Consider the following 20,701-nt stretch of genomic DNA (forward strand, 5'->3'; position numbering starts at 1 on the left):
TAGTCACTGGTTTTTGGTCGATTCATCGTCGGCCAGCGACAGGTGTGACACATCGGGCACCATCGGTGGTGGCAGATCACGCTCAACGCCCAGATCCGTGCCGGCAGGCGCCAGTGTCCACTCATCCAGGTGCTGAAACATCGGCGCTTCCACCTCCTGATGCTCCGCCAGGCTGACACCCACCGGGTCGAGCGATAGCGCGGATCCCGCCAGGATGGAATCCACCTTTTCCCCTGCTACCGATAGCCGGTCACCGGGCTCGACAGCTGGCGCCTCACCACTGGAATGTGCCGACTGCTGTTGGGGGGTAGGTTCAGCAGGCTCAGGATTCGAAGCCGGGGGTGGAGAGGGTGTTTCACGTCGTGCTGGCTCGGTACCCGGCATCGGCTGCACGTAGGCAACCATACCGTGCTTCGCCAGTACGGCCCGGTATTTCTCCGCCTGCTCCGCTTCCAGCTTGTTGCGGATCACGACTGGCTGACCACTGAACATTCGTCCAACCTGCTCAGCGCTGGCCTTGAACAGTGTCCGTGCATTATTGCGGGCGGTAGCGACATCGGTACCCGGCGTGCATTCACCCTTGAAGACGAGCTGAAACATCAATCTGCCTCTTGCTGAACCTGTTTACCAACATGATAGTTGATCCGCGAACGCCGGGGAAACCCGGGACTGACCGGATACTTTTTGATCAAATCGCAAACAATTGAAAAATCTACGCAGTCCGCTGCGCAAACGCCACCAGACTCTGCGATAATCTCCGTAACCAAACTTTACAATCGGTAACATAGAGCCCGGATCGGCACCAAGGAGTGGCCTCCATGAACAGAACTTTCAGGCTTTTTACCTTTGCCCTGTTATCAATCCTCGCAATCCGCCCGGCCCTGGCAGAGAATCTGGACGTGCTGATGAGCAATGTCTTTATCAACGGGCAGCCGACGTATATCGGATACGAGAGTGTGGAACGGGAGGATATTCCGGTCTCCGCCCCGGTCGATCGCAAGTACCTGATCGTCGACTTCCGCTTTCAGTCCAGTCCCGCTAACGACGAGCAACTTCAGGCAAGTGTTCACAAGGTGTGCATGACGTTGCTGAAGAACCGGGACCTGATTCAGAACTTGTCCGACTCAGGCTACGACATGGTCTCCGTCGCCTTTGATCGCCGTTCACAGTTTGACTGCCTGTAACCGAAAACCTACTCCCGGCCCAGCAGCCTGGGAAATGCCTCCAGTGCGCTGTTCACTGCATCAAGGTTGAAAGCTTCGACATCGGCCAGCAACTTTTCGCCGTAACGGGTTACCGACGGTGAACGGAAACGTTCGCCCCACGCCAGGACACGCTTGGCAAAGTCGCGCATCTGCTCGGGGTCGCCACTCTCCCTGACCGCTTCCCACTCATCGCCAAAATCGCGGGCCAACTGCTCCCGCAACCAGCCTCGCTCCTGCATGCTCAGGGTCTGGGCCAGCAAGCGCTCGGACTCTTCCGGCTCACTCTCATCATCAGCCTGCTCAACCGTCGCCTCAACACGGGGCAGTGTCACCGTGAATGTGGAGCCTTTGTCCGGCTCACTCTCCACAGTAAGCTCTCCCCCCATCATCCGCGCCAGTTTGCGGCTGATGGCCAGGCCCAGCCCGGTACCACCATAGCGGCGACTGTTCTGCCCCTCCTGTTGTTCGAACGCATCAAAAATCCGTTCCAGCTGGTCCGCCGGAATACCGATCCCGGTATCCCGGACTGTGACCTCCAGCCGATACACCTTTCTGCCTTCCTCGCCGGTTCCTGACTTTTGCCGGGCATCGGATACCGGGATCGCCGTGGCGCGCACGGTCACCCCACCTTCGTGCGTAAACTTGATGGCATTACCTACCAGGTTGAACAACACCTGGCGCAGGCGGGTTTCATCCAGCATCATGGCCGCGGGCATCTTTGAATCCACACTGACTTCCAGGGTAATGCCCTGTTCCCGTGCCCTTAGATCGAATATGTGACGGACATCGCCCAATAGCCGGCGTACCGATACCGCAGAATAATCCAGGCGCATTTTCCCGGCCTCGATTCTGGACAGATCCAGAATGTCATTGATCAGCATCAGCAGGCTCCTGCTGCCGGCACGGATGGCATCCAGGTAATTCCGCTGCTGCGGGTCTTTCACGCTGTCGCTCAGCAGGTCGCTGTATCCGATGACGGCATTCATCGGGGTACGAATTTCATGGGACATATTGGCCAGGAACTCACTCTTGGCCAGGCTGGCAGTCTCGGCTTCCCGCGCCAGCCGCTCCGCCTCGAGCTTGGCCGCGCGTAACTCGTCCTCACTGCGGCGCAGCGCATTCTCGGAGCGTATCCGCTCGTCCACCTCCCGCGAGAGTTTGCGGTTCCAGTAGAGGAAAATCAGCACCACCACCAGTGCAATACCGACCACCCGCCGTACCACCGTGTAATCCGTTGCCTGCTCAATATCCAGATGAATCCAGCGGTTGTAGATGGCTTCGGTCTCCGCCGCGTCCAGGCTGCCCAGAGCTTTATTGAGAATGCGCTGCAGCTCCGGTCGGTCCTTGCTGACCGCCAGGCTCAACTCATACTGATACGGGGTGATACTGGTGATTCGCAGGTTCGACAGTCCCAGACGCGCGACCGTGTAGCTCACGGCCGGGATGTGGGTCACCATGACATCCAGATCGCCATTGGACAGCGACAGCAGACCATCCTCCACGTTGTCCATCGGGTACAGGTCGAGATCCGGATGGTTGATCAACAGAAAGTCGTGGGCGGCATGACGGTTGACCACCCCCACCCTTTCCGATCGAAGCTCCCGAAGATCGCCGATAAAGCGTCCATCGTCACGAATGACGAGGGCGACGGGTACGGTGAGGTAGGTGCGGGTAAACAGGAAATCGTTACTACGCCGGGGCGTGCGGTTGAAGGCAGGCAGTATGTCCACCTCGCCATCCTGAAGCTGTTTTTCCGCCTCGATTATGTCCGACGTTTCCTCGCGCTGAAAACGGACATTCAACTGGCTCTCCAGCCGGGATACCAGGTCCGGCACCAGCCCCGAGGACCGGCCATCCTGGGTAAACTCGAACGGCGGCCAGTCGTCACGAAAGGCGACTCGCAAATTGGGGTTTCGCTTCAGCCAGTCCTTCTCGTTACTGGACAGCGCAATGCCGTCTTTGATCGCAACTGGCAGATCGGTCTGCAACCATGACTGGCGAATGGTGCGATGCTCATTATGGCTGATAGCCGCCACAGCGCGATTGAGAACCCTCAGCAATTGCTCGTTGTCCGAGTCAACCTCGAGTACAACATCAACCGGCTTCTGATCCAGCAGCAGGGCAAGTCCGATGCCGTTGATCATTGCCGATTGCAGATAATCGGATACGACCGGAACCGGGCCAAGAAAGGCATCGGCCTGACCAGACAGCACCATGCTGACGGCTTCGCCGATACTCGCCACGGGAACCGGAGTGAAGCTGTCCACCGGGTCCAGTAACAGGTACTGGTTACTGTCTTCCGCAATCAGGGCGATCCGACTGTCCTCCAGATCCGACAGCGTTCGGATACCGGCATCCCCGGCACTGACAAACAAACCGTAAGTCAGGCTCATCAGCGGTGCAGTTACGGATCGACCTTCAGGGTCGGGCTGCCTCGGACTGCGGGCCACCAGTCGCGCGTCCAGACTGCCAGCGTCAAACTGCGCCGCTATCGCCGTCGTACTGGCGGAGACCGGTACCATCTCCACCCCTAACTTGTCTGACAGCCGCTCCAGATAATCAATGTAGATGCCCGCCAGCACCCCATCGCCGGTGTCAAAGACCAGGGGGATCTGGCCACCGGACAGCCCCACCTGGAACTGATCCTGCGTCGACAGCCATTCCAGGTCCTTGGCCCCGAGAACAGGAGCCGGCGATTGCTGCGGAGGGTCCGCCAGCAATGGCGTCGCCGCCCAAAGACACATTAAAAACAACAAACCCTGCAAGGCGGCCTTCACTGGATATCCTCAACGGTTCCGCTAAAGTTTAAAGGAGCCTCAGAACAATACCTGCAAATCTCCCGGATTTCATTCAAGCGTAAGCAATGCAAGGAGACGACAGAGATGGATACCAGCAAGCACACATTCAGCACACTGTTCGAACAGCTTGGACTAGCCTCTGACAGCGCCAGCATTGAGGATTTTATCTCCAGGTATTCGCCCCTGCCCTCGGAAGTTGCGCTGCAGGATGCACCGTTCTGGTCGGAGAGTCAGGCCCAGTTTCTGGAGGAAGGGCTGGAAGACGATTCTGACTGGGCCGAAATCATTGACGAGCTTGATGCCCGGATGCGGCACTGACACCCTCAACCTCAATCGCAAGGCGGACCTGGTTTCTCCCTGCGTCTTTCGCGGCGTACAATGCCCTGTCCGCCCGATCAAATAACGTTTCTTCAGTATCGCCATCTTCAAGGGTGGCGACGCCAGCCGAGAAGGTGATTGTTACGGGCTCACCCTGGAAATGAAATGGCAGCGCAGCAATGTAGCCTCGCAGATCGTCAAGCACACGTTTGGCATCTTCCGCTGAGGTTTCCGGTAACAGCAAAACAAACTCTTCGCCACCAAAACGGGAAATGAAATCTGTGGTTCTGAGCCGCTTCTGACACTCCCTCGCCACCATCTGAAGGACCCTGTCACCGGCCTTGTGACCGAATGAATCATTCACCCGTTTGAACAGGTCGATATCCAGCACCGCAATCCTCACCGGTTGACGGTAACGCTGCCAGCGGCTGTATTCAAAGCCCAGGCGCTCCTGCCAGGCCTCACGGTTGGGCAATTGGGTTAACAGATCGGTGAGCGCTCTTGCCCGCTCTTCCCGAATCTGCTCCCTCATTTGCTCTGAATTTGCCTCCACCGCAGCCAGCTTTTCCTGCATCACCTCCAATTGCTGCGAATAACTCTTCTCCCGCTCCGACTCCTGTTCCCGGAAACGCTCGACCACACCGCCGATCGTCTCCAGGTGCATCGTCACGGAAAGTTTCAGTTCCTTGAAGTCGGCGAAGGAATCGATCTTTCGACCGAAAGTTTCCAGCTCCCGCCGGATTTCGCGATCCAGTTCCCTGGAGGCGTCCATACGCCCTTCCTGGGCGTTTGACTGATTCTGGAAATGCTGACGCAGGGATACCAGCCGCTCATCGAGCTTCTTGAGAAAGGCCTCAAACTCCCTTTGACTGCGGGTAATCGCGGCAATAACCAGATCAGCCACACTGTTGAGCCCCTCCCTCAACACGTCCCAGCTTTCACTTTCCAACAAGGACTTCTGAAGCTGGCGGGCCCGGGCTTCAGCGGCCGGCTCAAGGGTGACCTGGTATATCATCTGCCCCAACAGCTGCCCGACCCGCCGGGCAATCCGTAGCCTCTGGGCGTGAATGGTTGCCAGATCGTTTTCATCGCCAACAGTGACGGTCGGGGAAGGTTCAGAATCAGAAGGTACATCAACAGTCTTCCGGGATTGATAAAACCGGCCGTTGCCAGACCTGGCTTTCGGTGAATCATCATCCAGAAGCGTGACCTGGCGATCAATCTGCTCCTGAAGGGAACGCCATTTCTCAAGGTCCAGGTTACCTTTACGCAGATCCTTGCGCACCCGAATCAGCAATCGGTCAAGCTCGGGGGTCTGACCCTCTGAGGCAAGACAGGTGCGCACCAGCATCCGCTCAAGGGAATTCCTTTCCGCTTTCCACAGTTGCTCCCGTTGTTCTGATGATTCAAGTTCCTGAAGGTACTTGTCCTTCCAGGACCGATCCGAAGCCATTGGGCTCTCCTGAATAGTGAACGTTCAAACCTTTCAAGGGTCTGCGTGAGCTGGCCAGGCATCATCCCTGTCTGGCCCATCACGACGACGGGCCCGGGGGTGACTCTGGTCATACACGCGAGCCAAATGCTGGAAATCAAGATGAGTATAGACCTGTGTGGTGGAGATGTCCGCATGGCCCAGCAATTCCTGAACCGCACGCAGATCGCCACTGGATTCCAGCAGATGACTGGCAAACGAATGGCGTAGCATATGCGGATTCAGCCGCTGCTCAGCACCCTTGACCAGGCCCCAGCGACTCAGGCGGGACTGAATGCTGCGGTTGCTGAGTCGCCCACCCCGCTGACTGACAAACAGGGCCGGCTCCGACTCCGCGGCAAGCCCGGCGCGAACCGACAGCCATGCACGCAAGGCCGTCAGGGCCTTACGACCAACCGGCAAGACACGTTCCTTGCTGCCCTTCCCCAGCACACGGATTTCCCCACCCTGATGATCCACAGAGCTCAGGTCCAGTCCGGCAAGCTCGGACAATCGCAAACCCGAGGAGTACATCAACTCGAACATGCACAGATCACGGACTTCCAGAGGGTCGTCGGGATTGGCGTCCAACAGATGGTTAAGCTGATCCACATCGGCCACCTTCGGCAGCCGGCGGCCGGATTTTGGCGCACGGATATCAACCGCCGGATTATCCCGAACCTTTTTTTCCCGCAGAAGATACTGGTAGCAGCGACGGATCGCCGAAAGATGCCGGGCAATACTGCGGCCACTCAGCCCCCCGCGACTGAGCCATGCCACATAACGGCGCATGTCGTGGCTGGTGACGTCAGCCCAATCATCAACCTGATGCGTCATTAACCAGGCGCCAAAACGTGTCATGTCCTGCTGGTAACTGTCACAGGTGCGGGGAGAATGTCGCGTTTCCGAAGACAGATGACGAAGGAAGTCCGCGAGCGGCGCGGACAGGGAATCAGATAAATCCACCAACTCCCCGGAAACGGTCACGGTCAGCGCGACTCCGCAACCACACCGGCCACTGGGGGCGCACTGGTGTGACGCTGCACGATCGGTGGCAACAGACGACTCAGGGTGTCACTGATGTAGGTAAGGAAGAGCGATCCCATGCTCTGGTCAAAGTAGCCCTGTTCACAACTGCCTACCGCAAAGACACCCAGCAGTTCATCGTGACGCAGCGGCACCAGGGCCACCGAGGCAATGGGCTCCTCCCGGTCGGGGAACAGGAAATTCCGCTCGGATTCGCGGAACTGGCCACACACCGCACGCTCGCCATCCAGCAGGCTACCCAGACGCTCCTTGGCCTGTGCCGGTGGCACCACATGCAAGGCCCCCTGAGACGCGAGCGACAATTCCGAATCGGTAAACAGGATCACCGACGCCGCATCAAGACCGAAGTCACCCCGGATGCTGTCATCAATGGCGGAAGCCATATCATTGAGGTTACGAGCCTCAATCACCTGCATCAGCAGGCGCTTGCTCTTTTCAAACAGGCGGTCGTTGTGGCGGGCGATAGAGACCAGTTCCACCAGCTCCCGCCTCAGCGTATCCCGCTGTTCACGAAACAGGTGAACCTGGCGTTCCACCAGTGAAATGGCTCGACCACTGTCGTGGGGCAGGGTCAGGCTGCGCAGGAGCTCATCCTGTTCAACAAAAAAGTCGGGATGGGCACGAAGGTACTCCGCGACCTGTTCCCCGGTGAGCTCCTCGGCCTTCTGCTGGGCCGTTTGTTCTGTCATGCTGATCTCCTGATCGTCAGGACCTTGGTTTTGCCGGTCGACTACCTTTACGACGCCGCCCGGAACTGTCTCCGGGCAGACGAATCTGGCCTTCAAACACACTGGCCGCAGGGCCTTCCATCATAACAGGGGTCCCCTCCCCCTGCCATTCGATGATCAGCTTGCCCCCACGTAACTCGATCTCCACCCGGGAATCCAGCAGCCCCCGCAAGCACCCGACAACGACCGCTGCACATGCCCCGCTACCGCATGCCAGGGTTTCACCTGAACCACGCTCGAACACCCGCAAGCGGGCGTGGCTGCGATCAATGACCTGCAGAAAACCAATATTGGCGCGGGCCGGAAAGCGGGGATGATTCTCCAGCTTCGGCCCGAGGGTTTCCACCGGTGCGCTGTCGACATCGTCCACCACCAGGACGCCATGGGGATTGCCCAGGGAAACGGCACTGAGCTCGACAATCTGGCCATCCACCTCAACCGTGTAGATGTCCTTACGGCGATCAGCGGCGAACGGGATGGCAGGCGGATTCAGCTCAGGCACCCCCATATTGACCATCACCAGGCCATCACGACCAACCCTCAGCTCAATCACGCCTTTGGCGGTCTGGACCCGGATTACCCGCTTGTTGGTCAGGCGCTGATCGCGGACAAAACGGGCAAAACAACGGGCGCCATTGCCACACTGTTCCACTTCCGAGCCGTCGCTGTTAAAGATCCGATAGCGAAAATCCACGTCCGGCAACCCCGGGGGTTCGACGACCAGCAGTTGGTCAAAACCAATCCCGAAATTGCGGTCCGCCAGCTCCCGAATCATGTCCGGACGCAGCCGGAACGGCTGGCTGATGGCATCCACGACCATGAAGTCGTTACCCAAACCGTGCATTTTGGTAAATCGCATCAATGGCCCCTGCCCACGGCGGGTATGATTCGTATCATCACGCTTGCCCATCGCCGCATTCATCCTGGCAGACAGCTTTCAGGAGCGAGCTGGTCTTCAAGGGTTTCGCGGCGACGAACGACATGCACCTGATCGCCATCCACCATGATTTCCGGTGGCCGGTTGCGGCTATTGTAGTTGGAGCTCATCACAAAGCCGTAGGCACCCGCGGATCGAACCGCCAGCAAGTCTCCCGCCTGCAGACGCAGTTTGCGGTCCTTGCCGAGGAAATCACCCGTCTCACAGACAGGGCCAACCAGATCCCAGGCTTTTTCCTCGCCGTCCTGGCGGGGCACCGCCGGGATGATTGCCTGCCAGGCACTGTAGAGTGCCGGACGGATCAGGTCGTTCATGGCGGCATCGATGATGGCAAAATTACGATGATCTGTGCATTTCAGGAATTCCACCCGGGCCAGCATGATACCGGCATTGGCCGCAATTGAACGGCCGGGTTCCAGTACCAGCTCGAGATCACGGTCGCCCAGGCGCTCGGCCAGTGCCTTAACGTAATCCGACGGCTGCGGTGGCTGCTCCTGGTCGTAGGTAACCCCCAGGCCGCCGCCCATATCGAGGTGACGAATGGCAATGCCCTGCTCCGCCAGCGCATCAATCAGCGAAAGCACCCGGTCCAGCGCATCCAGGAACGGCGACACCGTGGTCAGCTGTGACCCGATGTGGCAATCCACGCCAATCACATTCAGGTTGGGCATGGCCGCAGCGCGAGCATAAACCTCGGGCGCCTCGGTAATATCAATACCGAACTTGTTTTCCTTCAGGCCCGTCGAGATGTAGGGATGGGTGCCGGCGTCCACATCCGGATTCACCCGCAAAGAAACCGGCGCCTGCTTGCCCAGCTCTCCCGCCACCGTGTTGAGGCGGTCCAGCTCGGTATCCGACTCCACGTTGAAACAGCGCACGCCAACCTCCAGCGCCCGCCTCATTTCCCATTCCTGCTTACCCACGCCAGAGAACACCACGTTGGCCGGGTCACCTCCGGCGTGAATCACCCGCTCCAGCTCACCAGCCGAAACTATGTCAAAACCGGCACCGAGGCGGGCCAATACGTTCAGCACAGCCAGATTGCTGTTGGCCTTTACCGCATAACACACCAGATGCGGGCGACCCTTGAGCGCATCGTCGTAGGCCCGGTAATGGCGCTCGAGTGTGGCGCGGGAATACACATACGTCGGGGTCCCGAAACGCTCTGCAATTTCGCTGACCGGTACGTCCTCGGCGTAAAGCTCGCCGTTGCGATAGTTAAAATGGTCCATGAAAGTCCTGATTCTGTTGACGGGGCAATGGGTCAGCGGGCCGACGGCTTTTCATCCTGACGGCTGTCCGGGCCATTGTTCCGGCCTTCCCCGACGGCCTCCGCCGCCGCTTCATCCGGCACTTCCCGGTACAATGGTCCTTTCTGGCCACAACCGGCCATTACGCTGACCAGTACCAGCCCGACACTCACTGTTTTCCATGTCTGCACGGAACTTGCCCCTGTTTGAGATATGCGCGCAGTATACCTGACTCAGCTACCAACGGGCGAGACTGCCCGGGGCGCCTCGGTATAACTTCTAAGCCATCAAATGACGATTGAGGGATGCTTCCAGTGACGACCGGTAATACAAATACTGCGTGGTCTGTATGTCCTGCTGATACAGGTGCGGATCCAGATCATGGGGCAGGTGCACATCCGTCAGGTAAACCGGGTAGGTTTCACCGGTCTGGCGTAACGAACGAATATAGTGAGCCACCGCGGGAATCAGCTGGTCCCCGTATTCCTGTACGCTGAACTCCTGATCGCCACAGAAGATATCGAACCGCAGGTGCTGGTCACCTTCCTGAACGCCAATCGCCTGCACCTCGAGCCCGGGCAGGGTCACACTGGTATCTTCGTCGAACCGTCTTTCCGCTTTCCACTGCCCATCCCGGTACACCACCTCGTAACAGTGGATGCCGGCGATCCCTACCGGACTGTCCAGTTGGCGCAGTTGGCGTCGCTCCACGAGATTGTCCAGAAACCGTAACAGCGGCACCAGCAGGTAACGCCGATTGCTGTAGCCCTGATCCCAGATGAAAATCGAGCCCCGCTCGTCCACCACCCACAGCTTTGCGCGATTGCCGACCACCCGGAAGAAAACCTGAATACTTGCCGGCTCACTGGCCTGACACACAGCACGCAGGGGCTGATCATCCAGCATCGCATGGCGGTCAAACACTACCGGCACGTACCGCTCCTGCGGTCGGGCCAACTGCTCTATCAACGCTTCCGCGCTGCCCAGTGCGACAAAACCGGGTTCGATGCCGCTGAACTGCAGCAGGAAATAGCGCCGGTCCATCTCAATGACGTATCGCAGCGGGTGGGGCCCGACGCCTCCGGCGAAGAAATGGCGCAGAACGTCGGAAAAAAGCTCCTGAACCCGGCGAGCAATAGCCGCCCCGTGCCCACTTTTATAACTGTGCACCTGGATCTCTGGCAGATCCGCCGGCGCAGACGCCACTGACGCCAGCACGTTCTTGAGGCACTGGATCAGGGTGTCACCGGAAGCGTAGTGCTGCAAACTGACTTCGTGCCAGCTGTTCAGGGCCACCTGGTCAATAGTCGCCACCAGATTGTCACGACCCCCGCTGAAGCCGAGGGAATCGTGGCGGGCACTGAGCTTGTGCAACCCCCGCTCGGTCAGGTGAGCCTGGGGATCCACGCCCACATTGACAAACAACAGGTTCCGCAGGGGTTTGACGCCACGGGACAACGCCTCCCGGCTGGCGGGTGCCAGGGGAAACGGAATAAAGGCTGCCAGTGCATCCAGCATCTCCCTCAGCTCGGCCACTGACGCGGTACTGGTACCCGACCTCACATTCAGCCGGGTTGTTCGTGTCAGCAAACCGTTACAGTAACACCACAACATCAGCTCAGTGAGATTACCGGTGCGGCGGATCACCGGTTGCCAGAAGGCATCGGACGGATCCTCCAGGTCCCGGTAAAGCAGCCAACCGTCCTGCCCCGGCATCTCCCCCTGCCCGGACTGATGATGAAACGCCAGATTCTCCTCCCCCAGGGACGGTGCCAGCCCGGGGTTGATCAGTTCGATCTTGCCGGCCTTGCGCTGAAACGCAGCGTAGAGCTTACGACCCAGCAGGTTCATATCGTTGCTGCTGATCGCCGCTCGGGTGCCGTGCTCCCGGGCCAGTCGCGATAGCAGACGGTAACTGTGAGTCAGCTCGGACACGATGGTTCGCCGCAACGTCATGACGTCCTCGGCACGCCATTGGTGACGATTATCCAGGTTTCTCAATACCGCCGGGGACCAGCCCCATTCATCCACCAGTTGCTGCAGCAGTCTTACCCGCCAGTTGTCTACGCCCTGCTCGGTGCGTGATAACGGCAGGCCGGCTTTGAGGTACAAGCTGCGGCGCACCAGATCCAGTCTCTGGGGCGCTTCCATGGCTAACAGCCAGCGCTCCAGACGCTGATACAGCAATATATATGGATCCAGTCGGTCAGCTCTGGCTTCACCGTCATACACGGCGGCTTTGAACACCCGCGACAACAGGGGCTGCTCACTGTCCAGGGCATAACATTCCGTCAGCAACAGTTTGAGGATCGATTTCCAGGGAGCATCCATCCCCTTGTACAGCTGCCATACCCCGGCGCCCAGAAACTCTTCCGGGGGAACCGACGGCACGGCCCCGAAATCGATGTAGTCGCTCCCCTTGATGAAACGACAATCAACCAGTTGCCGGGCACACGCTTCGTAGTTCTCCTCTTCACTGGCCGGAATCAGCCACCACAGCGGGTAACAGCCACCCAAGTGGATACTGGTGCGGTAAAACTCATCCAGCAGCAGGTAATGCTGGGCACTGCCACAGTTCTCCCCCGTCACTTCTGCGCGTTGCCGCCCGGCTCGCCAGTCTTCTACAGAGAACACGAACACATGCAACTCCACACCGAAGCTGGCAGCCCAGGCCGAAAGCTTGTCCGCCTTGCGCTCCAGACACTGCACATTCCGCGCTGACAGATCACTGCGATGACACAGCCAGACGTCCAGATCACTGGCCACCGAATGCCCCAGGGTCCCGGGGCTGCCCATCAAGAACAACGCTTCCAGGTCCGGTTTCCTTTTTCCTTCGTCCTTCAGGGAGAATGCTCGCGCCAGTCGGCGGGCGGCGTTCAGTGTCGGCGCGGACGGTTTATAGTGGCTGAGGCCATAGGGGCAATCCCTGTCCAGGTACCCGGGCAGGGAAGGATGATTAAGGTGGAACACCAACGGCAACACATCCAGCACCACCTGCTGTCGATAGGTCAGGGCCGAGTGCGCCCGCTCCCAGCGTTGTTGATTGAGCGCGATGAACCGATCCCTCAGCCGTCGCAGAGTTTTTCGGTCAATACCCTCTTCAAAATCCAGGGTGATAGGGGGATTGTGGGTGCTCAAGGCGGCTCCGCGAGAGAGGTTCTTTCCGTTGTCATTATCAGTATGATGGACGCATCGTGGCAAAACCGGCAAAAAAATAAAAGCGGGTGTTTCTGTACACTCCCGTAGCAAAACTGGCTGAGGCTCCCCGTCGTGAAAGAATTCTTTATCCGTCGTTATCGCTCAGACAATCCCCTGGCAGCGGATCGTCGCACCCTGGTCCGCATAGACGACGAGGGTGTGGTGACGTCAGCAGACCAGAGCGCAGAAGTGGTGCTCGGTTACGATTCCAGCGAGCTCGAGGGCCAGCCGGTGCATCGCATTCTTGCCGCGCGGCAGGACGATCCTTTTGCCCCAGCCAACCGGCACCGCATGGAAAGCGGGGAACCGGTGCTGATCACCTTCCGTCACAAGGAAGGTTTCTTTTTTACCGCAAGCCTCAGTCTCCGGATCGACGTCAAGGACTCGGACCAGGCCGCCAGCGCCTATATCTCACTGCGAGACACCGCGCCCATGGACCATCAGTTGATGCGTCTGGCGGAATCCTCCGCTGACTTCGGTATCTGGGAGCTGGATATCCGCAACAACAACCTGACCTGGACCGACGGACTCTACACCCTGCTCGAACTCCGTCCCGGCGCCGACATCACCCCGGAGCAGGCCCTGTTCTACTGCCAGACCGGCCAGAACCGTATACGCGCCCTGTTCCGACGCTGCATTCGCTGCGGGCAGCCGTTTTCCGCCAGCTTCGACCTGCTGACAGCGAAACAGCAGTACCGCCGGGTAGAGATCACCGGCAAAGCCATCGTGCGAGAACATGGGCGCATCCACAAGATCGGCGGCACAGTGGTTGACCACACCAGTACGATGCGCAAAGAGCAGGCTCGCCGGCAGTCAGAGCAGCTTTTGGCGGCCACTGCCAACGCCACCAACGATCTGGTCGCCAGCGTGGACCGGCAGTTGAATCTCGTTTACTTCAACCAGGCCTTCAGCCGTCAGTTCGCGTATACCTTCGGCCAGCTGCCTCGCCCCGGCGGAAACCTGATCAAACTGCTGCAGGAGTATCCCAACGAGCGTCGATTGATTGAACGGCTGTGGAACCGCGCACTGGAGCGGGACGGCTTTGTGGTGGAAATGCCCCTGGCCCAACAAAACCGTGACCTCCCGGTTTATGAATTTCATTTCCAGCGGGTGGTCAACGAACACGGCGAAGTGACCGGCGCGGTGCACGTGGGCAAGGACATCAGTTCCAGGCTCAACCAGGCGTCCAGCCGGGAATACCGCATTCACCATGACCCGATCACCGGCCTGATGAATCGCAAGGCCTTTACTGAGCGACTCGGACGACTGATCAGGCCGCCGCGGCGCGAAAATACCATTGACTCGCTGCTGTATCTCGATCTGGATGACTTTGAACTCATCAACAAAGAGGCAGGCGGCGGCACTTGTGACCGCTACCTGCGAGAGCTCGCCAGCAACCTCGGCGTCAGAGTGCGCCAGCGTGATGCCCTGGCGCGGCTGTCCGGGGACACCTTCGCCCTACTGATTGAAAGCTGCCCCGAAGCCCAGGCCCGCAAGATTGCCGACAGCATTCTGGAACTGATCGGCAGCTTCAACTTCGACTGGCAGGGCAATCAGTTACAAACCACCGCCAGCGGCGGACTGTTGATCCTGGCCGAAGACACGCCCGACGATCCGGAGCAGTTGCTGAGTCAGGCCGCGGACCTGTGCCACACGGCCAAAACCTCCGGGCGCAATCGTATACACGCCGCCCAGGCCATCGCCCCTGGTCCGGAAGACGGTGTTGCCAGCCAACGGGTGGCGCAGATTCGCAGCGCCCTGGACAACAAACAGCTGATTCTCGAGTACCAGGCACTTCGGCCCGTGGCCAGTGCAACCTGGGGCGAGCACATTGAAATCCTGTCACGGATTCCGGGGAAAACATCAGATCAACCTGCCCTGCAACCGGCGGAGTTCCTGCCGGTTGCGGAACGCTTTGACCTGACCAAGCAGCTGGACCGCCAGGTCATTCAACAGACCATGCAGTGGCTTGCCGACCATCAGCTGCTGGAACCCCGGCTGAAATACTGTGGCTTCAACCTCTCCCTGGCCAGCGTGCTGGACGACACGTTCGCCGATTTCATGACATCGATCCTGACCGGCTCACCCTTCGCCGCAGAGTGCTTCTGCCTGGAAATCCGCGAATCCCACGCCACTCAATACCCGGACGATGTAGCGGTCTTGTGCGATGCCCTGCACCGGGTCGGCTGCCGGGTGGCACTGGATGGCGCTGGCGCGTCAGTGGAAAGCTATAGTCTGGCGGCAAAGCTGCCGGTGGATATCATCAAACTGGATCGCAAGATGATGCAGCACCTTCACGATGATCCGGTGCAGCAGGTGATGGTGGAGGCCTTGCACAAGATCGCCGAAGCGGCTGGCAAGACCACCGTCGCCACGTTTATCGAGAGCGACGACACGCTACGCAAGGTGCGCACACTGGGCATTCACTACGGGCAGGGTTTCCGGCTATACCCGCCACGACCTCTAGATGAGCTGAAACCCGCCACCGTGGATCTGAGTACCGGGCGAATCGGCGGCTGATCCACCGATTCCTCCCGATACCGGATTACCCTTGCTTGCGGGCCCTCGCGACGGCCGCACGGACCTGATCCGGCGCGGTACCACCCAGGTGATCCCGGGCCTGCACCGAACCCTCCAGGGTCAGCACATCGAACACATCCTCGCCGATGACGTCCGAGAAACGCGCCAGTTCTTCCAGGGTCATATCCGACAGGTCGCGGTTTTCGGCGACACCAAAGGCGACTGCCTTGCCGACGATTTCGTGGGCATCGCGGAACGCCACGCCTTTCTTGACCAGATAATCCGCCAGATCGGTGGCCGTGGAGAATCCACGCTTGGCCGCTACCCGCATGTTGTCGGCCTTGGCACGAATGGCCGGAATCATGTCGGCGTAGGCCTTGAGACAGCCCTTGATGGTATCGACAGTATCGAACAGCGGTTCCTTGTCTTCCTGGTTGTCCTTGTTGTAGGCCAGAGGCTGGCTCTTCATCAGGGTCAGCAGGCTAATCAGGTGACCATTGACCCGACCGGTCTTGCCACGGACCAGCTCCGGCACGTCCGGATTCTTCTTCTGGGGCATGATGGAAGAACCAGTACAAAAACGATCCGGCAGGTCGATGAAGTCGAACTGGGCGGAGGTCCACAGCACCAGTTCCTCGCTGAAGCGGGACAGGTGGGTCATCAGCAACGCCGCAAAGCTGCAGAACTCGATGGCAAAATCCCGGTCACTGACCGAATCCAGGGAGTTCTCGGTCGGGCGATCAAAGCCCAGCAGTCGCGCAGTCATGGCACGGTCGATCGGGTAGGTGGTGCCGGCCAGCGCGGCGGCGCCCAGCGGCATGACATTGACCCGCTTGCGGCAGTCCTGCAGACGCTCGCCATCCCGTACCAGCATTTCGTACCAGGCCAGCAAGTGGTGGCCGAAGGTCACCGGCTGAGCGGTTTGCAGGTGGGTAAACCCGGGCATGATGGTGTCGGCCTCGCGCTCAGCCAGGTCCAGCAGGCCGGTTTTCAGCCGGGTAAGTTCCTCGGCGATTACATCAATCTCGTCGCGCAGGTACAGGCGGATGTCCGTGGCAACCTGGTCGTTGCGGCTGCGGCCGGTGTGGAGCTTCTTGCCGGTAATACCAATCCGGTCGGTCAGGCGTGCCTCAATGTTCATGTGCACATCTTCCAGGCTGACGGACCATTCAAAGGTGCCCGCCTCGATATCGGCCTTGACGCCCTTCAGTCCCTCAATGATGCTGTCCCGCTCTTCCACGGTCAGCACACCCACCTCCGCCAGCATGGTGGCGTGGGCAATGGAGCCGGTGATGTCGTGATGGTAAAGGCGCTGGTCAAAGCCAACGGACGCGGTGAAGCGCTCAACAAAGGCGTCGGTCGGCTCACTGAAGCGACCGCCCCAGGGTTTTTCGGAGCTTGTGCTCTGGTCAGACTTTTTCTGATCCGTCATGGTCTATCTTTCCTGCTGACAGCCCGGCATTATTTCGCGGGGTGAATGAAGAGGTGAATAAGTTGGTCGCGGGATTATAACATTCCGGTGCGTTCTGTTGCGCGCCCTGTTCAGGAAAGAGGTTTGATGGCAGCACCACGCAAAAGCAGCGAATTCTATGTGCCGGACCTGTGCCGTGTGCGGGCCGTGTTCATGCTGCTGATTACCAGCGAACTGATGGTGCTGGTACTTTCCATTGTGCAGGCGAAAGCAGACTGGATTGACTGGAACTACTTTGGCCTCCTGTCCCTCTTCGTGCAATGGACGGTACTCACCAGTGCCGCGCTTATCTGCCTGCTGCGCAGCTGGCTGGCACAACTGAGTGTTACCCGTGCCACCCTCGCGATGGTCATTATTGTCTTGCTGGACGTGCTTGCGTTTGGCCTGTTCGCCGACGGAGTTCTCTACCCGCAACCCGGCGTCAGTGGCTGGCAGGGGATTGCCAAGAAGCTGTTGCTGGCGCTGCTCATTACGCTGATGGTACTGCGCTATTTCTACCTGCAGCATCAGTGGCAGCAGCAGCGGGAAGCGGAAATGCAGGCGCGCCTGGCCGCCCTGCAGGCGCGGATACACCCCCACTTCCTGTTCAACAGCATGAACACCATTGCCAGTCTGATTGCCGTTAACCCGGACCGGGCCGAGGACGCAGTGCTGGACCTGTCGGAACTGTTTCGCGCCAGCCTGCGGGCCGGTGACCGCCTGATTCCGCTGAAAGACGAGCTGGATCTGTGTCGGCGCTACCTGGATATTGAGGGTTTACGACTCGGCGACAGGCTGACAATGCAATGGGATATTGCACCGGACCTGGAGAAGCAGGCCATCCCGCCCCTGACGTTGCAGCCATTGCTGGAGAACGCCATCTACCATGGCATCCAGCCACGCCCCGACGGCGGCACCGTGACGCTGGAAGCGTCCAGCCGTGGACCCTTCGTCTATATCATGGTGCAAAACCCGCGGCCCGAATCCGCCATCAGCAAGCACGATGGCAACCGCATGGCCCTTGCCAATATCCAGTCGAGGCTGCAGGCTCTGTTTGGTGACGAGGCGGTACTGAAACACAGCCAGCAGAACGACGTATACACGGTTACCCTGAGGCTGCCCCGCAGGAGCGCCAACCACTCTGCCGGGCCAGACATCGAAGGATCACGAAAAGGATCATGACTGCCACAGCCCCAACCATTCGCAAGGTACTCATCGCCGACGACGAGCCCCTGGCCCGTGACCGGCTGCGGCGACTGATTCAGGACATTCCCGGCTACACGGTATGCGGCGAGGCTGCGGACGGCGACAGCACCCTGCGCCAGGTCGCGGAGCTGGACCCGGACATCCTGTTACTGGACATCCGTATGCCGGGCACCGATGGCATGGATGCGGCAACCGCTATCAATCAACTGGACCAGCCGCCTGCCATCATTTTCTGCACCGCCTACGACCATTACGCCATCAAGGCCTTCGATGTCAGCGCTGCGGCGTACCTGCTCAAACCCGTCCGCCGCGAAGCGCTGAGTGAAGCCCTTGCCCGTTCCGGCCAGGTCAATCGCGTCCAGCAGCAAACCCTTGCTGCCCGCGATGCCGAGGATAGTGGCCAACTCGCCATCAAAACCCATCGCGGCACCGAGCTTATCGATATCGGGGCAATCCTCTACTGCGAGGCGGACCAGAAATACGTCACCATTCACCACACCAGGGGCGAGATCGTCTCCGACTACACCCTGAAAGAACTGGAGCAAAGCCACCCGAAGTCATTGCTGCGCATTCACCGTCATACCCTGGTGGGGGTTGGCTTCATCCAGGCCCTGACCCGCGATGGGCATGGCCACAGCTCGGTTGTTTTACGGGACGGGCTGGGGCAATTGCCAGTCAGCCGCCGCCATACCAGCGCGGTCCGGCAATGGTTGCAGGAGCATCAACCCGGTTGATGCTGACCACGAACACAGGTCAGGGCAGCACGGTGCCGTGGCGGGACTTTTTCGTCGCTTCAAGGTAACCTTGAGCAACATTTTTTCAAACCGGCAACGTTCATCATGTCAAAACGAACTCTGCGTATCGCGACCCGCAGCAGTGCCCTGGCACTGTGGCAGGCCGAATTCATCAAATCCGAACTGGAACGGCTCCACGACAACATTTCCGTGGAACTGATCAAGATAAAAACCCAGGGCGACAAGATCCTCGACGTCCCCCTGGCCAAGATCGGCGGCAAGGGCCTGTTCGTAAAGGAACTGGAAGAGGCCATGCTCGATGGCCGGGCAGACCTGGCGGTGCATTCCATGAAGGATGTCCCCATGGAGTTTCCGGAAGGCCTCGATCTGGTCGCCATTTGCGAACGGGAAGACCCGACCGACGCGTTTGTCAGCAACCACCACGACAACGTCGACGCCCTGCCCCAGGCTGCCGTGGTGGGCACTGCCAGCCTGCGCCGCGAAGCCCAGTTGCGGGCCTATCGCCCTGATCTGCAAATCCGCGTTTTGCGGGGCAACGTCAACACCCGGCTGGCTAAACTGGACGCCGGCGAGTACGACGCCATTGTCCTGGCGAGCTCGGGCCTGAAGCGCCTGGGTTTCCACGACCGCATCCGCTACTGCCTGCCGGATTCCGTGTCACTGCCCGCCGTCGGGCAGGGCGCCCTGGGCATCGAGTGCCGCGTGAGTGATTCCGAACTGCTGGCCATGCTGGCGCCGCTGAACCATCAGGACACTTCGGATCGTGTCAGAGCCGAACGGGCCCTTAACCGGCGCCTGCAAGGCGGCTGCCAGGTGCCCATCGCGGCCTATGCCTTGCTGGAAGACAAGGACACAGTCTGGCTGAGAGGTCTGGTCGGGGCTGTTGATGGCACCCGGGTTTTCCGCGTTGAAGGGCGGGCCCCAAGGGCCGAGGGCGAACGCCTTGGCCGGGAACTGGCCGAGGATCTCCTGGCCATGGGCGCTGACAAGGTACTGGCTGAGATCTATGGCCACACGCCAACCTGATCCCCGCTCCCTGGCCGGCCGGCGAATCCTGATTTGCCGGCCGGAGCCCGAAGCCTCCCGGCTGGCCCAGTGCTTCCGCGAAGCCGGTGCCGATGTCCGGGTACTGCCGTTAATCGGGCGGGAACCTTTACCGGAAACCCCGGAAACCCGCACCCTCATCCAGAATCTCGATCACTACTCCCACGTTATCGCTGTGAGCCCCTATGCCGCCTCCCTGTTCATGGCGCTGGCCGACAACTGGTGGCCCCAGCTTCCCATGGGGATTCGCTGGTACGGCGTGGGTCGGGGTACCGCAGCGGTGCTGGCCCGCCACGGTCTCAGCCCCCGCATGCCAAGTAATGGCTGGACCAGCGAGGCACTGCTGGCACTGCCCTCGCTACAACGAATCAGCGAAGAAAGGGTCCTGCTGGTGCGGGGCGAGGAAGGGCGAGAACTGATCCACCAGACGCTCAGTGATCGGGGTGCCAGAGTTGACGTATTACCCTTGTATCGGCGGTATCAGCCACACCACGATGCCACCACACTGGACAAAGCCCTGCTATGCTTCTTACCGGAGGCTGTGATCACGCTGTCAGGGGAGACATTGAACAATCTCATCGCACTGAGTAAGAATACCGGCCATAATCTGAATAAAACATTGCTGGTGGTCCCTGCCAGCCGGGTCGCTGAACAGGCCCGTCAGGCCGGGCTGAACAGAACCTGTATACCGGAAAGCCTTGCCGACAACGACATCGTGGCAACCGTCGCAGAAGAACTCGACGGCTGAGGGTTGCCCCGTAAATACCAAGTAAG

General features: G+C 59.6%; 17 protein-coding genes. 7 read left to right on the forward strand and 10 right to left on the reverse strand.

Annotated features, from left to right (window positions below; translation table 11 throughout):
- Nucleotides 1–3: 3 nt before the first annotated feature.
- Nucleotides 4–600 carry a hypothetical protein gene (locus Q0Y21_RS17345; RefSeq protein WP_297798140.1) on the reverse strand — a complete coding sequence of 199 codons (597 nt, stop codon included), beginning with the start codon at nt 598–600 and terminating at the stop codon, nt 4–6.
- A gap of 218 nt (nt 601–818) precedes the next feature.
- On the opposite strand from Q0Y21_RS17345, the gene Q0Y21_RS17350 reads away from it, so the two are divergent.
- Nucleotides 819–1,184: a hypothetical protein gene (locus Q0Y21_RS17350; RefSeq protein WP_297798142.1), complete on the forward strand. Its 366-nt coding sequence runs from the start codon at nt 819–821 to the stop codon at nt 1,182–1,184.
- Nucleotides 1,185–1,192: 8 nt separating this feature from the next.
- Here Q0Y21_RS17350 and Q0Y21_RS17355 read toward each other — a convergent pair whose 3' ends face one another.
- The gene (locus Q0Y21_RS17355) at nt 1,193–3,949 is read right to left on the reverse strand and encodes a transporter substrate-binding domain-containing protein (protein ID WP_297798511.1); all 2,757 of its coding nucleotides are present in this window, start codon (nt 3,947–3,949) and stop codon (nt 1,193–1,195) included.
- A gap of 138 nt (nt 3,950–4,087) precedes the next feature.
- On the opposite strand from Q0Y21_RS17355, the gene Q0Y21_RS17360 reads away from it, so the two are divergent.
- Nucleotides 4,088–4,321 (forward strand): DUF2789 domain-containing protein, encoded by a 234-nt coding sequence (locus Q0Y21_RS17360; protein ID WP_297798144.1) that lies wholly within the window; start codon nt 4,088–4,090, stop codon nt 4,319–4,321.
- Here the strand turns inward: Q0Y21_RS17360 and Q0Y21_RS17365 are convergent.
- From Q0Y21_RS17365 to Q0Y21_RS17395, 7 genes are all read right to left on the reverse strand, one after another.
- Complete coding sequence (locus tag Q0Y21_RS17365) at nt 4,287–5,774, reverse strand: GGDEF domain-containing protein (RefSeq protein ID WP_297798146.1); 1,488 nt, start codon at nt 5,772–5,774, stop codon at nt 4,287–4,289. The two genes, Q0Y21_RS17360 and Q0Y21_RS17365, sit on opposite strands and share 35 nt — an antisense overlap.
- A 33-nt stretch (nt 5,775–5,807) precedes the next feature.
- Entirely contained in the window at nt 5,808–6,761 is a 954-nt protein-coding gene (gene xerC / locus Q0Y21_RS17370) for a tyrosine recombinase XerC (RefSeq protein WP_297798512.1), read from the reverse strand.
- A 20-nt stretch (nt 6,762–6,781) separates the two neighbouring features.
- On the reverse strand, nt 6,782–7,528 hold the full coding sequence (locus Q0Y21_RS17375) for a DUF484 family protein (RefSeq protein ID WP_297798148.1): 747 nt from the start codon (nt 7,526–7,528) through the stop codon (nt 6,782–6,784).
- Nucleotides 7,529–7,544: 16 nt separating this feature from the next.
- Complete coding sequence (dapF, locus tag Q0Y21_RS17380) at nt 7,545–8,477, reverse strand: diaminopimelate epimerase (protein ID WP_297798149.1); 933 nt, start codon at nt 8,475–8,477, stop codon at nt 7,545–7,547.
- An 8-nt stretch (nt 8,478–8,485) separates the two neighbouring features.
- Nucleotides 8,486–9,736: a diaminopimelate decarboxylase gene (gene lysA, locus Q0Y21_RS17385; RefSeq protein ID WP_297798151.1), complete on the reverse strand. Its 1,251-nt coding sequence runs from the start codon at nt 9,734–9,736 to the stop codon at nt 8,486–8,488.
- A 32-nt stretch (nt 9,737–9,768) separates the two neighbouring features.
- Nucleotides 9,769–9,945 (reverse strand): lipoprotein, encoded by a 177-nt coding sequence (locus Q0Y21_RS17390; RefSeq protein WP_297798153.1) that lies wholly within the window; start codon nt 9,943–9,945, stop codon nt 9,769–9,771.
- Between the two features lie 88 nt (nt 9,946–10,033).
- Nucleotides 10,034–12,892, reverse strand: coding sequence for a class I adenylate cyclase (locus Q0Y21_RS17395; protein WP_297798155.1), 2,859 nt, complete (start codon nt 12,890–12,892; stop codon nt 10,034–10,036).
- A 132-nt stretch (nt 12,893–13,024) separates the two neighbouring features.
- Here Q0Y21_RS17395 and Q0Y21_RS17400 point away from each other — a divergent pair, with 132 nt between their 5' ends.
- Nucleotides 13,025–15,472, forward strand: a complete 2,448-nt coding sequence (locus Q0Y21_RS17400) for an EAL domain-containing protein (RefSeq protein WP_297798157.1) — start codon at nt 13,025–13,027, stop codon at nt 15,470–15,472.
- A 25-nt stretch (nt 15,473–15,497) separates the two neighbouring features.
- Here Q0Y21_RS17400 and argH read toward each other — a convergent pair whose 3' ends face one another.
- On the reverse strand, nt 15,498–16,904 hold the full coding sequence (argH, locus tag Q0Y21_RS17405; RefSeq protein ID WP_297798159.1) for an argininosuccinate lyase: 1,407 nt from the start codon (nt 16,902–16,904) through the stop codon (nt 15,498–15,500).
- Nucleotides 16,905–17,030: 126 nt separating this feature from the next.
- On the opposite strand from argH, the gene Q0Y21_RS17410 reads away from it, so the two are divergent.
- From Q0Y21_RS17410 to Q0Y21_RS17425, 4 genes are all read left to right on the forward strand, one after another.
- Entirely contained in the window at nt 17,031–18,104 is a 1,074-nt protein-coding gene (locus Q0Y21_RS17410; RefSeq protein WP_297798161.1) for a sensor histidine kinase, read from the forward strand.
- On the forward strand, nt 18,101–18,862 hold the full coding sequence (locus Q0Y21_RS17415; RefSeq protein ID WP_297798163.1) for a LytTR family DNA-binding domain-containing protein: 762 nt from the start codon (nt 18,101–18,103) through the stop codon (nt 18,860–18,862). The genes Q0Y21_RS17410 and Q0Y21_RS17415 overlap by 4 nt, the downstream gene beginning before the upstream one ends.
- A 105-nt stretch (nt 18,863–18,967) precedes the next feature.
- Complete coding sequence (gene hemC / locus Q0Y21_RS17420) at nt 18,968–19,909, forward strand: hydroxymethylbilane synthase (protein WP_297798165.1); 942 nt, start codon at nt 18,968–18,970, stop codon at nt 19,907–19,909.
- Nucleotides 19,890–20,675 (forward strand): uroporphyrinogen-III synthase, encoded by a 786-nt coding sequence (locus Q0Y21_RS17425; protein WP_297798167.1) that lies wholly within the window; start codon nt 19,890–19,892, stop codon nt 20,673–20,675. The genes hemC and Q0Y21_RS17425 overlap by 20 nt, the downstream gene beginning before the upstream one ends.
- Nucleotides 20,676–20,701 lie beyond the last annotated feature (26 nt).

The sequence above is a fragment of the uncultured Marinobacter sp. genome, from assembly GCF_947259545.1.
In the GTDB taxonomy this organism is placed as follows: domain Bacteria; phylum Pseudomonadota; class Gammaproteobacteria; order Pseudomonadales; family Oleiphilaceae; genus Marinobacter.